The sequence below is a fragment of the Peribacillus butanolivorans genome, assembly GCF_001273755.1.
GTDB lineage: Bacteria > Bacillota > Bacilli > Bacillales > DSM-1321 > Peribacillus > Peribacillus butanolivorans.
The window spans coordinates 360,670-373,336 of sequence record NZ_LGYA01000001.1 but is presented as its reverse complement, the minus strand read 5'-3'; the positions used below and the strand labels follow the sequence as shown (position 1 = coordinate 373,336).

Here is a 12,667-nt window from a genome sequence, read left to right as displayed (position 1 = left end):
TATTTCTTTGGAGTTCCCATCTTAATAACCCTACAACCAGTCCTTAATTCGTATAATTGTATCTCTATTCTTTTGTTTACCACTATGAATGTAATCACATCAGTGAATAGATAAAAAAAGAGAAACAGCCGATAAATTTATATCGATTGTTTCTCTTCATTCCATATTTCAGCTTATTTTTGTCTGCAACCTCATCCATTACTGATGTTATTTTTTAATTAGGTCTTTTTATAAAACTTTCCACTTAATGGGGGGAAGTTCAAAATTCAAGTACCCCTTTTATGAATTAATTCCCCTGAACGATTATCTCATCAATAATACCGTATTCCTTCGCCTCATTTGCGCTTAAAAAATAATCACGATCAGTATCCTTCGCCACCTTTTCGATAGGCTGCCCAGTCCTTTCCGAGATGATCTGATTGATATGATCCTTCAGTTTCAAAATCCTTCGGGCAGAAATTTCAATTTCCGTAGCTTGCCCCCTTGCCCCTCCAAGAGGTTGATGAAGCATAATTTCACTATTCGGCAAAGCGCACCTTTTTCCTTTCGTACCCGCCAATAAAAGCATTGCCCCGAATGATGCAGCCATACCCGTACATACAGTCCGGATATCAGGTTTAATATATTGCATCGTATCATAAATAGCAAAACCGGCACTAGTCGATCCCCCAGGACTATTTATGAAGATGGTAATTTCTTTATCAGGTGCATCTGCTGCCAAGAATAACAATTGAGCAACCACACTATTGGCTAAATGATCGGTGATTTCTTCCCCAATCATGATGATTCTGTCTTTTAGAAGTCTGGAATAAATATCGTATGAGCGCTCACCCTTGCTGGACTGCTCAATTACATATGGAATGGTAGTCATATCTCTTCTTCCTCCTAACAAAATGATTGGCTATGCAGCCATTGAGAGAGTGTTTGAAGGAGTGAAGCATGCTTTGGAATGCATCGAACGATTCATCAGTTTAGGAATCATTGATTCACTGTTCAGGGATTTGAAAGATGGAATACTTCTAATGAGGATATCAGGATTTCGGGCCTTCAAAGCCTGCGTCATCAGAGACATCAGCCTCTGTTCCTCATCATCTTGCCAATCTTCCGCACAGGACAACTTACGCTCTTCAATGCCCTCTTTGTCAAAACGCTTTTTCACACGATTCAAGATGGCCTTTACAGCCGTTTCCGACGTGTTCAAATAATCTGAGATTTCTTTAGATCGATAGAGGAACCCTTCCTTTAATATGAACACCACAGCTTGTTTTGGGGTAAGGGATTTTATAATATATTCAACCGTTTCAAAGGCATTTTCCCCAATTGCCCCCTGCTGTTCGGTGTCCTTCAGATCTTCTACGGATTCTTTTTTTCTTTTACGTATCGTATCAATCCAGGAATGACGGGCTATCGTCTTCAATAAAGCCGTTGTTACCTCCGTTTTATTCCCATAGCCCTGCATTACCTTCAGTATCGTATCCTGTGCTAAATCATCGCCATCCCAATTATTTTGGGTAAGGAATCGGCAAAACCGAAGCAATTCAGGATAGACTTCACGCAAAATCATGTCGTTATCCTTTCCTTCAGAAATATCTTCTTTCAACTTATTTATCATTTTTCTCACTCCTTCAACACCCTCTATCCTATAAACGTTTCAGAAAGAGAAAAAGATATGGGGGTGAAAAATTTTTCCTTTATTTTATTCTATTCCATTTTTTCCTGTGGATTTCCTTTCATACTAAAAACCTGTTTGGTTATGACCCAAACAAGCTAATCTCAGTGTTCTGTATACAGCAAATAGACTTTACTAGGGCTTCCCCTTTGTGCACCGGGTTCCGGGTTCGTCACCAATAATTTAATCGAGGCACACCCGATGTAAACAAATAGTTAAAAGTTTACTTTCAAAACGGTAATTTTTTTGACTTCTTGCCTGATCAAGTGTTATTCTTTAACCATCAGATAAAAGTATACATTCAAATCATTGATTCTACTAGCAGGATGAAAGAGCTGATGCAAAATGGCGAAAGAACATTTAATTGACGTTCAACCAATCAGATCATTGGAAAAATTAGATGATATGAAATGGTCATTGAAAAGACATTGTAGTGAACGAGATTACATATTGTTCCTTTTAGGAATAAATACTGGCTTACGTGTGTCTGATCTATTATCGTTGAAGGTAAAGGATATTAAAGGCAAGATGAAAATTATCATTAAGGAAGGCAAGACAAAGAAGCCTAGAACAATACAGCTTAACAATGTATTTAATGAGTTAGCAACTTATATAGATACCATTGATAGCGAATGGCTATTCCCTTCACGCAAAGGTGATAAGCCGATAAGCAAGATACAAGCATACAGACAGCTTAATAAAGCCGCAGATATGGTAGACATTGAAAGTGTAGGAACTCATACCATGCGGAAAACATTCGGATACTGGTACTATAAACAGAGTAAAGACGTGGCTAAATTACAAATGATTCTTAACCATTCACACCCTGAAATAACTTTGAAGTACATAGGAATTGCTGATGAAGAAATAGAGGACAGCTTAAATGGCTTTGTACTATAGGAGGACGGATTAAATGACACTAACTGAATACAATGCAAAGTACGAATATATCATTCGCAGTAATATTTCTGACAGACAAAAGGCACTGAAATTAGCTGATTTAATGACCGATATGGAAGGACATCTAAATGAGGCGGGGGAACATCAGAATAAAGAGGCAAATGCTTTGTATAGAAAAGTATCCCTTCTATCCAACTTGTTATAATCGAGCTTAAGACCTTGCCTTATGTGCAGAGGTCCTTTTTTTTGCTTTGAAAGTAACGATTACAATGGCAGCTTGAAGTAAATGCTTTGTTTCTGTAAGGCTTTGGAGTGAACCTCATTTACTAATGCCACTGCACTAATCGCACCTGGCAGGCCTTTTCCTCTTGTAAGACCATACATGTCATCAGGTTCATTTTGATAAATACGGACAACCTTGTTTACATATTAAACATACTTAAGGAATACTTTTTCGCCATCATTTCCAAGATCTTTATCCCGGCAACACTGTTCCCCTTCTCATCAAGCGCAGCGCCATAAATTCCAATCCCACATTTTCCGGGGACGGCCCCCATGATTCCCCCTGACACACCGCTTTTAGCCGGAATACCAACATTAATGGCAAATTCACCTGATGCGTTATACATGCCGCAGGTAACCATGAATGTCTTGCAAATACGGGCAATGTCCCCGGGGATGATTTGCTTTCCCGTCAACAGATCTTTCCCATTCATGGCCAGCACACAGCCGATCCTCGCCAAATCCTGACTGTCCATTTCAATGGCACACTGCTTCGAATACAATTCGATTAAGTTCTCCACATCCTCATTTATTACATTATGCTGCTTTAAAAAATAGCTTAACGACCTATTTAAGTCTGCTGTATTGTACTCTGAACGTGCAACATCTTCATTAAAACCAATAGTAGGATTTTGCGTCAATTCCCGGATAAAATGTAAAATACGATTGAATCGCTCATTTACACTGTCACCTGCAACCATGTGGGTCACAGTCAATGCTCCTGCATTGATCATCGGGTTTAACGGCTTGGATGCCTTGTTTGTCTCTAACTTGGCAATCGAATTAAAAGGGTCACCGGTGGGTTCTTTTCCTACATAGGAAAAGACATATTCCTCACCTTTTTCCATTAATACCAGAGCAAGTGTCAAAACTTTTGATATGCTTTGCAGAGTCACTTTACCACTTACATCCCCCGCACAATACCTTTTACCGTCAGGATAGTAAATAGCCACAGATAAGCCCTCAGGATTCGCCTTTTCAAGAGCCGGTATATAGTCCGCCACTTTTCCCTTATTTGTATATTTTTTTGCCTGATCAACCAGTTGCTGTAATTCTTCATTGGACCTGCATTGACATCCCATATTGTTCACAATTTGCCGCCCCTTTGAAAATTTGTCATGTGAAGTGTTGTTAGATAGTGGTCTTATTATTTATTACCATATTTCATAGTTATTATTTGCAAAACTAGGAAGCAGATAATAAAAGAAGTAAAGTTACAGGAGCTACTATCTTCATTGTGGGAGGAGGCTATTCACTCTCTTTGCATTGCTTCTGATATAGAGGAACGGTTACATAGTTCCGATTGACTTATAGTGACAAAGGAGAGGAGCGTAGAGGGCTATGTAATCTCAAAAACCACTTTTTCATTTTCTATTTATTTTATTAATCAAGCCTTCTCAGACAACTCCTCTTTCTCTTGGTCTTGTCTTATTGAATATCCGTTTAATTTCTCACTCAAAAGCCAGCTCCAGAGCGAATCTCCAAAGAGTATTCTACCAGTTGCCCCTCCAAGGAGGCTTCTTTATAAGTGTTCCTGTTCCATTACTACCTTACTAGGTTGCCTTGATAATGGGAAATCCAGAGTGAACAAGGGAGGAAAAGCTCTTTTGACTCTTCACGTTTGCTGGAACTAATATTACATACTTAAAATGGTGTGGCTTTCAGTTTAAAGTCGGGTCTCAATTTTCTTTCATGTTCTTAACCGTAGGAGCTAACTAAATTTCCATTTTCTTTAATTACATTAATTTATTAGCATTTTATCTAACTCACGGACTCTATCATATGACTTCAATAGTTGTTCAGGTATTAATGTTCTCCCATAATCCCAAGCATTAGTTTCTATTTCAGATTTTAGCTTTTCTTTTTCTTCTTCGTGACCATACATTATAATCCTTAAATCATGTTTGTTTTTCTTAAAATCTAAATAATAACCAATAATACGATAAAGAATAATTTTAACAAAGTCTTCCTCTGTCTCTTTAATTCTAACTTTTCCTTTATAACCGTTAACTTGAAGATAATTAAACTTTATAGTATTGGTCGATACGTTATAACTCATAGGTGCACTTAGATTATTGTCAAATTCACAAATAATATCCAAATTGTGCTCATTTAATGTGTTATTAATTATCTTTTCGATATCGCTTATATAAAGCATTTAGCTATCACTTCCCTTTTAAAGACTTACTTCATTATAGTATTAGCTTAAGTAATTCTTCCTTTATCAATATAATAAACTGTTTAGATATTAAAATCATACAGTTAAAAAACAAAGGAAATATTTACTATCTAATAATAAAGTGGTGTGTAAGTCCTACGAGAAAATTGTGAATAAGACCCCCTAAAAGGGAAGAGATTGCTTTTAATTACTCTTCCATACTTTCCTCCTTCTATTTATTTCAATTTGAAACTTTCTATCATTGGTTGTATTTCTTCTTGATATTCTTCCACCATCATTTCAAGTGAAAGCATTGTAAATCGGTTCTTTGCCTTTGGCAAAGGCGTCTATCGACATTTTCTAGTTACTCAATTTGAGTACAGATGTACATTCATCTGGTGAGTAAAAATGCTCAATAGATAAAGATTGACAACATTTTTATGGTGACTCATACTTGTAGTGATTAATATAACAGAATATTAAGAATATTGGAGGGGTAATTATGAATAAGATTTTCGTTCCTAACGCAATCGCTACTTTAACAAGACTTTTCTACAGTTCAACTACACTGAATGAGTATTTAGCGATGCGAACCGCTCAATTCTACATCGAAGACCTGAAGTTACTAAAAGACGTGGAAGCTGTTGCCTTGGCAATTGAAGATCAAAATGCTTTCGCTCTAATGTCTAAATTTAAATTATTTGATTATAAGGCTGCTGAAGAAATTGAAATAGCACTATCCGCTTCTGGCTATACGGAAGCAGAACTCAATGCTATGAATATAGAAATCTGAAATCATCGGGCCACTACCATTAACTGGTTCTAATATCTTTTTAGGGTACGAATAGTTTTCGTAACCTCTTGTTCCGCTAGTTCACTGAGCCTCTCAAATTGACCGCTATAATGTAGCAGTGTAAATCTGAATGAAGTAATTGTTCATGCAGGTCAAGAAGGCACTATATGCAATGTATAAGGTGGATAAAAAGCTGATGTGAGTAATATACGCCTCAGGCCCTAACGTTAAAAAGCTAGAAACTCTAATAAAGTTACCCGCGTTGAAAATAGCCTGTAATTATTACAATGATATGTAGGTGCCTCGGTAGCCACGAGGTACCTGCATATTTAATATGCACGTAAAATCCCCAAGAATATTTAAAATAATGTTGAAATGGAGGTGAATACACCGTCATGACCGAATATTATATTATGGAGAAGGTCGGCCCAAAGAAGTTTGTACTCAAAGAAGTTTTAAACTTCCACCGAATGTATAGAACTGCATCTCAAATCAAGCATCAACTCTACAAATTTACCGATTTAACCCAAATGTTAATAGCATAGAAATGAAGGTGAATAAGCTTTCACCCGGATGCACAATTGATGGAAAGTAGGAGAAGCCATGGAGAAATCGAAGAGTTTACAAGAAATCTATAATGCCAACCGACCAGAAAATAATGAGCTTTTCCGAGCGATACAACAACATCTTCAAATGAAGCATCCAGAAAAGCGAATGACAGCTATGAGAACCTTGCAAATAATTGTTGCCGATAGTGTTTCATCTGGAGAGCTGCGTAACGTGGAAAGTCGGCTTTTATACAGTTGAGTTGATACGAAAAAATTTCTTATCAACTAATCCAGTCCTGTGAGTTATGCAGTTCTGAAATTACCGAATACAGAAAGGAATAATCCCACCATTGAAAAAATTTTTAAACAAAATCAAAATAGCTGGCTCCATTTTGACCATCATACTCATGATTTTCACTTTCGGAATTATACTTTTCAACAAAGCTTTCACAGAGCCAGAAGTAGATATGAAGTATTACAAGATGGGGCATGTCGAACACAGGCCAAATATTTGGGAGGGCATGAGTAAAGAAGAATACCAAAAAATAAAATATTTAGAGGAACAGAAAACATTCAATTATGATCTTTACGAACCAGAGCTGCTTGACGCAGAAGGAAATCCGATTATTGAAGAAAATGTTGAATACTAAAAAAGATGTGACCGATTTGGACACATCTTTTTTGTTTACTTATAAATGCAATGCTCCGAAATTAGGCTTCGTTTTCTCAGTGGTAGAAATCCATTCTCCTAATTCATCGAAATATTTTTGAACTTCTTCTTTAGTTTTGGTTTCTGAAGCATCCCAAATATCTGATAAGAAATATCCTAAATCATTTGGATATGAAATTGATTCTCCGCCAAATGCTTTTTCAATAGCAGGACTGCCGTGTTTATCACCTTCGTCACCATGAATTTTCATAGTAATAACAGTCCATCCATTTTCTTTTTTTATAAGAGTGTAATTGTCATAATGGCCCCAACGATTGCTATGAACACGTAATTTAAAATCTTCACCGATATTATTCACATTTTCCCCTCTCTCCCCATAATATTACAATTGTATTTTACCACCAGAACGCAGTAAATGACGAACTTCACGGTATTTAATATCAGCAATTTAATATCCTTTTCTATCATTGTTACCAATGGTCGTTTAATCGTATTAAATTGTTCTCGATAATATTTCAAAGTATGAGGACGAAGATTCCTTAATTGGCAGTCTTCAAAGAATAATTTAAACATCAGATTTAACGTAAGTAGTTTTGTAACAATTCTTAATTCATCTTCCGATAGTAAATTTCTTCCTTTACTCATCGCACACTACCCCGCACAATATTTGTACATATTCTGTAGTGTGTGATACACACAAAAAAGCTTCACACAATTAAGTGTGAAGCTTGAAGTAATAGCTTTTCTTCGCTATTGGTGATACCGGTGGCCAGGGTCGAACCGGCACTCCAGATGAACACGATTTTGAGTCCTAAGATATTCCATAAAAGCTATATTTTCAGCATTATCAACGTTTTGTTAAAAAAAACCATTTTTATAGTAATACGATTACTGTTAATTATGCCTTTACTTGGTATACTCGTCAAGGTTCAAAATCTTTTCTTGTTAAATTTTGCTAGCCCTAATTGTTTATATTGATTGATAAGTAGTGCTTCATATCTTCTAGCATTTTCCTCTTGTTCAAACTCAGCTACAAATTGATATTCAAGAATTCCATTTTTCATTAGTGTTTTATGTTCCAAGTTTCTTCTATGTCCGAATTAATTTTATATACATAATCCTTTGTAATTCGACATACTTCAATGCAATCCTCTATTAATATATGAGTAACTATCAATTTTAAATCCATATTGGTAAAACCATTCAATAAAATTTTCAATATGTTAACTTTACATATTGAAAACCTTCGATATAACAATAGCGGAGGTTGATTACTTATGTTACCTACACGGGAGCAGCTTATACTACATCTATCAGACAAAATGACAAACCAAGACATTGCGAACATTTATGGGACTTCTTTTCAAAAGGTAATTCAGACACCATCCCGATTGATCTCCGTGGCAACCTCGCGATGTAGTTTATTCGATAAGAGTCTAGCGACTCTCCCATTGCTCTAAAATGATAAATATTTCCTGGAAATTTATAAATAAAAAAGCCGCGACAACTTCATGTACAACTGAATAATTTAATTTATGACATCAAAAGGAGGTGGTTGTATGAGTAATAAACGGCCAGATGTAGTCATTATAGTCAGAGATGAAGATGATTTTGAGAATATTGCTAAATTTGAAATAATCGGAAGCGCATCCCCGTGTAGAGAGTTCCTACGGGTAGGTGCTCCTATAAGTGATGTTGTATTATGTATGGTTAGGAATGGGTTTGTAAACGCTCAGGCTGAAAATGCTGTTATATTTTTCCGTCCTAGGTAATATATGACTTCAACTTGATGTTATCCTCTTCAGGTAGACTGTAAAAAAAGTGGACAAGGTATGATGTTCATAATAGTCGACTTGGAAGGGATTTTTTTATGGCTGTGTTAAATGTTAATGTTGATTTTTTAATATAATAGGAGAAACCCAAGAGGTATATGGGCTGCCCTTATACTTAATTGATATTTTTAATAATGCAGAACAAACAAAAGAAAAAGACGCTTCCCACGAGGACGGCGTCTTATTTTTGTTTATTCTTATTATTGAATTTCTAAATACGAGTGTTCGGGAGGGTGATATTCTATCATTTCCCGAATATCCGTCCATTCGAAGCTACATAGGAAAACAATAACTTACAAAGATTCAAGCGGTGAACACTTTGAAAATGAATCTTACGAATACAACCGAATAGTGTGACCTCATTCACGCTTTATAGGTACTAACCTGTATATGAGTAATATAAAATATAAATTTTAAAATAAAAAATAAGCCTCGATAGGCTCGTTTTTTATTAAAAGTTATTTTCGATAAATTTTGCTTCTTCATTTGAGTTAAGTGTTCCTGTAGCTCTCCCAACAGTTCCATTTTGATATTCCCAAAAGTAGTTATGATCTTGAGCAACGTTGTCAAAGTTTCCTTCTTTCCAACCAGTTACGATATTTAACAAATCACCTTTAAGCATGAAATCGCTATCATTCACAATCTCGTAAACTGCATTGATGTTTTCGGAATTCATCTCAACTGCTCCCCATTTCTCTTCCGCAATAACTTTTTGATGAGTCAAATGGTGCATAACATCCATAACTTCTTCTTGAGTTGAATTTTGGCTAAGACCAGTTTCATCTTGAACTCCACCAATTTCTGAAGTTTGTTCTTTCATATCTTCTTTCGCATCCTCATTTTTCGTAACATCCATGGCAGTAATTTCATTTGTATTTGGTTCATTATGAGTTGCTTCATACTTTTCAGCATTTTGTTGTAATGTTATTACCACTGCAAGAACTGCTGCAACAACTATAATTGCAACCACTGACCACCTAAATTTATTCATTATAAGTTCCTCCGAGTCATAGTTCAATTATCACTCATTTCAGTTACATCCTTTTATGGATAAGCTAACCATTATTATATTAACATAAACTATTAACAAATAATCTTAAACTATTAAGTAACCATATAGATAGATAGATATAAAATTTATATCTTATAATAAAAAAATTGAGCATAAGTTATTAATCCTCAAAATCATCTAAATCTAAATTTATTAGATGGGATTAATAATCACTCTGTATTGGCCAATAACTATTCCCTATATAATTCTATATAAAATTTATTGGAAACCAATACAGAGCATCCTGAGACTTCTGGGGACTATAATCTTACCAGTTAATCAATTGAACATTGGAATCTTTTAATCTTTCTTCAAATATCTCATAAGGATCAATTTGTCCATGCTTCAATTGGCTTTTATATAAGGTGTTTTCTAAGCAAGTTCTAAAGTAAGCTCCAAAGTTATCTATATCAGGATTTGCTTCTACCTCTTTTAAGACCCTATAACAAACTTCTTTACTCAATCCTCTCATCTTGGATTGAAACGGCACTAATCGCTCACGATGCCCCTTAGTATTGCGAATAAGGATCATCGAGTCTTCCCATCGTATATCATCCGTTTCTATACCAATCAATTCCGATGCCCTGACGCCTGTTTCGAGTAACAGCAGCATTATCGTATAATCCCTTACGCCAGTAAAAGTCCTCAAATCTGTAGATTTAAGTAGTTTATGTATTTGTTCGCGAGTAAACGTTTCTATAACAGTACGCCGGTCTTTAAAGTAGTTGAATGTTAGCAAAGGGATTCTTCGGGATATAACCGTGCTTATAAGCGAAATTAAAGAATGCTCTTATCGCCCTAAGCCGTGTATTAATCGAAACAATCTTTAACTCCAGAACATCCTTCGAATAGATAATAAATTGATTAATATGATCCGGCTTTATCTTCGCCGGCGTAGTGTCGAGTTCTAGCGTTTCTAACGCCTTTCTAAACGACATTAATTCGTTAGAGTAATAGGTTAATGTATGAGGACGCAAATTACGCAGATTTCCGTCTTGAAGGAATAGCATGAAGAGTTCGTCAAAGTTGAAACTATCGTGGATTACTTCGGATTGGATAACTTTCATTTCGCGTTGATTAAGTTGATTATTACGACGTGCCATAAATATCGCCTCATTCCGATTAGTTAGCGATACTACGCACACGATTGATCGCGCACGATATTTTACGTCAAATCGTGAAATTTACGCAAATAAAAAACGTTCCCTACCGAAGTAGAGAACGCTGACGTCACCGCATTTAAGGCGACTTCTTTTGATACCGGTGGCCGGGGTCGAACCGGCACTCCAGAGGAACACGATTTTGAGTCGTGCGCGTCTGCCAATTCCGCCACACCGGCATTTTTGTTGGAGGCGGCAACCGGAATCGAACCGGTGGTAAAGGTTTTGCAGACCTCTGCCTTACCGCTTGGCTATGCCGCCAACGTTTTTGGAGCGAAAGACGGGATTCGAACCCGCGACCCCAACCTTGGCAAGGTTGTATTCTACCACTGAACTACTTTCGCGAATGGCTGGGCTAGAAGGGATCGAACCTTCGCATGACGGAATCAAAATCCGTTGCCTTACCGCTTGGCTATAGCCCATTAACGTTATATTTATTATACCATTATTTATTAAAAAATGGGGCGACTGATGGGAATCGAACCCACGAATGCCTGAACCACAATCAGGTGCGTTAACCACTTCGCCACAACCGCCATTATAAAATTAAAATTGGCAGGGGTAGTAGGACTCGAACCCACACTGGAGGTTTTGGAGACCTCTGTTCTACCTTTAAACTATACCCCTGTAAATAAAATGGTGGAGGGGGGCAGATTCGAACTGCCGAACCCGAAGGAGCGGATTTACAGTCCGCCGCGTTTAGCCACTTCGCTACCCCTCCGCATATGGATGTTACTGGTGCCGGCAAGAGGACTTGAACCCCCAACCTACTGATTACAAGTCAGTTGCTCTACCAGTTGAGCTACACCGGCACTACAATGGTGGCCCAGGACGGAATCGAACCGCCGACACAAGGATTTTCAGTCCTTTGCTCTACCGACTGAGCTACTGAGCCAAACAATAAAAATGGCGGTCCCGACGGGAATCGAACCCGCGATCTCCTGCGTGACAGGCAGGCATGTTAACCGCTACACCACGGGACCATAGATTGCGGGGACAGGATTTGAACCTGCGACCTTCGGGTTATGAGCCCGACGAGCTACCGGACTGCTCCACCCCGCGACGTTAATAATGCTGCTATTGCATCAAGTTTTCGTGTTAACTGTTTCATCATATCTGATATATAGAAACAACTTGTTGCTTTTTAAAAAATGGTGGAGGATGACGGGATCGAACCGCCGACCCTCTGCTTGTAAGGCAGATGCTCTCCCAGCTGAGCTAATCCTCCATATGTTTTCGAAATGGTGACCCGTACGGGATTCGAACCCGTGTTACCGCCGTGAAAGGGCGGTGTCTTAACCGCTTGACCAACGGGCCAGTTGTAAATGGCGGAGAGCAAGGGATTTGAACCCTTGAGACAGGGTTACCCGTCTACACGATTTCCAATCGTGCTCCTTCGGCCACTCGGACAGCTCTCCAATAATGGCTCCGCAGGTAGGACTCGAACCTACGACCGTTCGGTTAACAGCCGAATGCTCTACCACTGAGCTACTGCGGAACGATATAAGCTTGGCGACGTCCTACTCTCACAGGGGGAAACCCCCAACTACCATCGGCGCTGAAGAGCTTAACTGCCGTGTTCGGAATGGGAACGGGTGTGACCT

At 37.7% G+C, this 12,667-nt stretch carries 16 protein-coding genes, 15 tRNA genes and 1 other annotated feature; of the genes, 6 read left to right on the top strand and 25 right to left on the bottom strand.

The window, feature by feature from the left end:
* Nucleotides 1–286: 286 nt before the first annotated feature.
* Both clpP and AKG34_RS01840 read right to left on the bottom strand, forming a co-directional pair.
* Nucleotides 287–871 (bottom strand): ATP-dependent Clp endopeptidase proteolytic subunit ClpP, encoded by a 585-nt coding sequence (clpP, locus tag AKG34_RS01845; protein ID WP_053344522.1) that lies wholly within the window; start codon nt 869–871, stop codon nt 287–289.
* A 30-nt stretch (nt 872–901) separates the two neighbouring features.
* Entirely contained in the window at nt 902–1,612 is a 711-nt protein-coding gene (locus tag AKG34_RS01840; protein WP_053344521.1) for a sigma-70 family RNA polymerase sigma factor, read from the bottom strand.
* Between the two features lie 402 nt (nt 1,613–2,014).
* Between AKG34_RS01840 and AKG34_RS01835 the strand changes: the two genes are divergently transcribed.
* On the top strand, nt 2,015–2,569 hold the full coding sequence (locus tag AKG34_RS01835; RefSeq protein ID WP_053344520.1) for a tyrosine-type recombinase/integrase: 555 nt from the start codon (nt 2,015–2,017) through the stop codon (nt 2,567–2,569).
* Nucleotides 2,570–2,582: 13 nt separating this feature from the next.
* On the top strand, nt 2,583–2,774 hold the full coding sequence (locus tag AKG34_RS01830) for a hypothetical protein (RefSeq protein WP_053344519.1): 192 nt from the start codon (nt 2,583–2,585) through the stop codon (nt 2,772–2,774).
* Nucleotides 2,775–2,991: 217 nt separating this feature from the next.
* Here AKG34_RS01830 and glsA read toward each other — a convergent pair whose 3' ends face one another.
* Nucleotides 2,992–3,933, bottom strand: coding sequence for a glutaminase A (glsA, locus tag AKG34_RS01825; protein ID WP_053347944.1), 942 nt, complete (start codon nt 3,931–3,933; stop codon nt 2,992–2,994).
* A gap of 659 nt (nt 3,934–4,592) precedes the next feature.
* Nucleotides 4,593–5,009, bottom strand: a complete 417-nt coding sequence (locus AKG34_RS01820; protein WP_053344518.1) for a hypothetical protein — start codon at nt 5,007–5,009, stop codon at nt 4,593–4,595.
* A 502-nt stretch (nt 5,010–5,511) separates the two neighbouring features.
* Between AKG34_RS01820 and AKG34_RS01815 the strand changes: the two genes are divergently transcribed.
* The 3 genes from AKG34_RS01815 (at nt 5,512) to AKG34_RS01805 (ending at nt 7,000) form a co-directional block, all read left to right on the top strand.
* Entirely contained in the window at nt 5,512–5,802 is a 291-nt protein-coding gene (locus AKG34_RS01815; RefSeq protein ID WP_053344517.1) for a hypothetical protein, read from the top strand.
* A 603-nt stretch (nt 5,803–6,405) separates the two neighbouring features.
* A complete protein-coding gene (locus tag AKG34_RS01810; RefSeq protein WP_053344516.1) occupies nt 6,406–6,609 on the top strand; it encodes a hypothetical protein in 204 nt (67 codons plus the stop codon).
* A gap of 91 nt (nt 6,610–6,700) precedes the next feature.
* Nucleotides 6,701–7,000: a hypothetical protein gene (locus AKG34_RS01805; protein WP_053344515.1), complete on the top strand. Its 300-nt coding sequence runs from the start codon at nt 6,701–6,703 to the stop codon at nt 6,998–7,000.
* A 39-nt stretch (nt 7,001–7,039) separates the two neighbouring features.
* On the opposite strand, the gene AKG34_RS01800 is transcribed toward AKG34_RS01805, so the two are convergent.
* The 3 genes from AKG34_RS01800 to AKG34_RS29195 all read right to left on the bottom strand — a co-directional run bounded on the left by AKG34_RS01800 (nt 7,040) and on the right by AKG34_RS29195 (nt 8,084).
* On the bottom strand, nt 7,040–7,378 hold the full coding sequence (locus tag AKG34_RS01800; RefSeq protein WP_053344514.1) for a hypothetical protein: 339 nt from the start codon (nt 7,376–7,378) through the stop codon (nt 7,040–7,042).
* On the bottom strand, nt 7,375–7,665 hold the full coding sequence (locus tag AKG34_RS01795) for a hypothetical protein (protein WP_053344513.1): 291 nt from the start codon (nt 7,663–7,665) through the stop codon (nt 7,375–7,377). The genes AKG34_RS01800 and AKG34_RS01795 overlap by 4 nt, the downstream gene beginning before the upstream one ends.
* Before the next feature lie 284 nt (nt 7,666–7,949).
* Nucleotides 7,950–8,084: a hypothetical protein gene (locus AKG34_RS29195; protein WP_269083715.1), complete on the bottom strand. Its 135-nt coding sequence runs from the start codon at nt 8,082–8,084 to the stop codon at nt 7,950–7,952.
* Between the two features lie 495 nt (nt 8,085–8,579).
* Between AKG34_RS29195 and AKG34_RS01790 the strand changes: the two genes are divergently transcribed.
* Nucleotides 8,580–8,792 carry a hypothetical protein gene (locus AKG34_RS01790; protein WP_053344512.1) on the top strand — a complete coding sequence of 71 codons (213 nt, stop codon included), beginning with the start codon at nt 8,580–8,582 and terminating at the stop codon, nt 8,790–8,792.
* A 511-nt stretch (nt 8,793–9,303) separates the two neighbouring features.
* Here AKG34_RS01790 and AKG34_RS01785 read toward each other — a convergent pair.
* The 18 genes from AKG34_RS01785 to AKG34_RS01700 form a co-directional block, all read right to left on the bottom strand.
* On the bottom strand, nt 9,304–9,843 hold the full coding sequence (locus AKG34_RS01785; RefSeq protein WP_053344511.1) for a DUF6241 domain-containing protein: 540 nt from the start codon (nt 9,841–9,843) through the stop codon (nt 9,304–9,306).
* A 328-nt stretch (nt 9,844–10,171) separates the two neighbouring features.
* On the bottom strand, nt 10,172–10,642 hold the full coding sequence (locus AKG34_RS01780; protein WP_161804893.1) for a tyrosine-type recombinase/integrase: 471 nt from the start codon (nt 10,640–10,642) through the stop codon (nt 10,172–10,174).
* Nucleotides 10,620–11,006, bottom strand: coding sequence for a site-specific integrase (locus AKG34_RS01775; RefSeq protein ID WP_053344509.1), 387 nt, complete (start codon nt 11,004–11,006; stop codon nt 10,620–10,622). The genes AKG34_RS01780 and AKG34_RS01775 overlap by 23 nt, the downstream gene beginning before the upstream one ends.
* Nucleotides 11,007–11,161: 155 nt before the next feature.
* Nucleotides 11,162–11,242: transfer RNA gene (locus AKG34_RS01770), tRNA-Leu, on the bottom strand.
* An 8-nt stretch (nt 11,243–11,250) separates the two neighbouring features.
* Nucleotides 11,251–11,324 (bottom strand) — tRNA-Cys (locus AKG34_RS01765).
* 8 nt (nt 11,325–11,332) lie between these two features.
* Nucleotides 11,333–11,407, bottom strand: a tRNA-Gly gene (locus AKG34_RS01760).
* A gap of 3 nt (nt 11,408–11,410) precedes the next feature.
* Nucleotides 11,411–11,485 (bottom strand) — tRNA-Gln (locus AKG34_RS01755).
* A 38-nt stretch (nt 11,486–11,523) separates the two neighbouring features.
* Nucleotides 11,524–11,599 (bottom strand) — tRNA-His (locus AKG34_RS01750).
* 17 nt (nt 11,600–11,616) lie between these two features.
* Nucleotides 11,617–11,690, bottom strand: a tRNA-Trp gene (locus AKG34_RS01745).
* Between the two features lie 10 nt (nt 11,691–11,700).
* A tRNA-Tyr gene (locus AKG34_RS01740) sits at nt 11,701–11,784 on the bottom strand.
* Between the two features lie 15 nt (nt 11,785–11,799).
* A tRNA-Thr gene (locus tag AKG34_RS01735) sits at nt 11,800–11,875 on the bottom strand.
* A gap of 7 nt (nt 11,876–11,882) precedes the next feature.
* Nucleotides 11,883–11,958, bottom strand: a tRNA-Phe gene (locus tag AKG34_RS01730).
* A 12-nt stretch (nt 11,959–11,970) separates the two neighbouring features.
* A tRNA-Asp gene (locus AKG34_RS01725) sits at nt 11,971–12,046 on the bottom strand.
* Between the two features lie 5 nt (nt 12,047–12,051).
* Nucleotides 12,052–12,125: transfer RNA gene (locus tag AKG34_RS01720), tRNA-Met, on the bottom strand.
* Between the two features lie 90 nt (nt 12,126–12,215).
* Nucleotides 12,216–12,291: transfer RNA gene (locus AKG34_RS01715), tRNA-Val, on the bottom strand.
* Between the two features lie 14 nt (nt 12,292–12,305).
* A tRNA-Glu gene (locus AKG34_RS01710) sits at nt 12,306–12,380 on the bottom strand.
* A gap of 9 nt (nt 12,381–12,389) precedes the next feature.
* A tRNA-Ser gene (locus AKG34_RS01705) sits at nt 12,390–12,481 on the bottom strand.
* Between the two features lie 5 nt (nt 12,482–12,486).
* Nucleotides 12,487–12,561 (bottom strand) — tRNA-Asn (locus AKG34_RS01700).
* Between the two features lie 19 nt (nt 12,562–12,580).
* Nucleotides 12,581–12,667 (bottom strand) — a sequence feature (5S ribosomal RNA rRNA prediction is too short).

Excerpts from the sequence above, each read along its gene's own strand:
- AKG34_RS01810 (WP_053344516.1), top strand. The coding sequence starts at position 6,406 with ATGGAGAAATCGAAGAGTTTACAAGAAATCTATAATGCCAACCGACCA.
- clpP (WP_053344522.1), bottom strand. The coding sequence starts at position 871 with ATGACTACCATTCCATATGTAATTGAGCAGTCCAGCAAGGGTGAGCGC.
- AKG34_RS01820 (WP_053344518.1), bottom strand. The coding sequence starts at position 5,009 with ATGCTTTATATAAGCGATATCGAAAAGATAATTAATAACACATTAAAT.
- AKG34_RS01790 (WP_053344512.1), top strand. The coding sequence starts at position 8,580 with ATGAGTAATAAACGGCCAGATGTAGTCATTATAGTCAGAGATGAAGAT.
- AKG34_RS29195 (WP_269083715.1), bottom strand. The coding sequence starts at position 8,084 with ATGAAAAATGGAATTCTTGAATATCAATTTGTAGCTGAGTTTGAACAA.
- AKG34_RS01840 (WP_053344521.1), bottom strand. The coding sequence starts at position 1,612 with ATGATAAATAAGTTGAAAGAAGATATTTCTGAAGGAAAGGATAACGAC.
- AKG34_RS01830 (WP_053344519.1), top strand. The coding sequence starts at position 2,583 with ATGACACTAACTGAATACAATGCAAAGTACGAATATATCATTCGCAGT.
- glsA (WP_053347944.1), bottom strand. The coding sequence starts at position 3,933 with ATGGGATGTCAATGCAGGTCCAATGAAGAATTACAGCAACTGGTTGAT.
- AKG34_RS01795 (WP_053344513.1), bottom strand. The coding sequence starts at position 7,665 with ATGAGTAAAGGAAGAAATTTACTATCGGAAGATGAATTAAGAATTGTT.
- AKG34_RS01835 (WP_053344520.1), top strand. The coding sequence starts at position 2,015 with ATGGCGAAAGAACATTTAATTGACGTTCAACCAATCAGATCATTGGAA.
- AKG34_RS01815 (WP_053344517.1), top strand. The coding sequence starts at position 5,512 with ATGAATAAGATTTTCGTTCCTAACGCAATCGCTACTTTAACAAGACTT.
- AKG34_RS01775 (WP_053344509.1), bottom strand. The coding sequence starts at position 11,006 with ATGGCACGTCGTAATAATCAACTTAATCAACGCGAAATGAAAGTTATC.
- AKG34_RS01785 (WP_053344511.1), bottom strand. The coding sequence starts at position 9,843 with ATGAATAAATTTAGGTGGTCAGTGGTTGCAATTATAGTTGTTGCAGCA.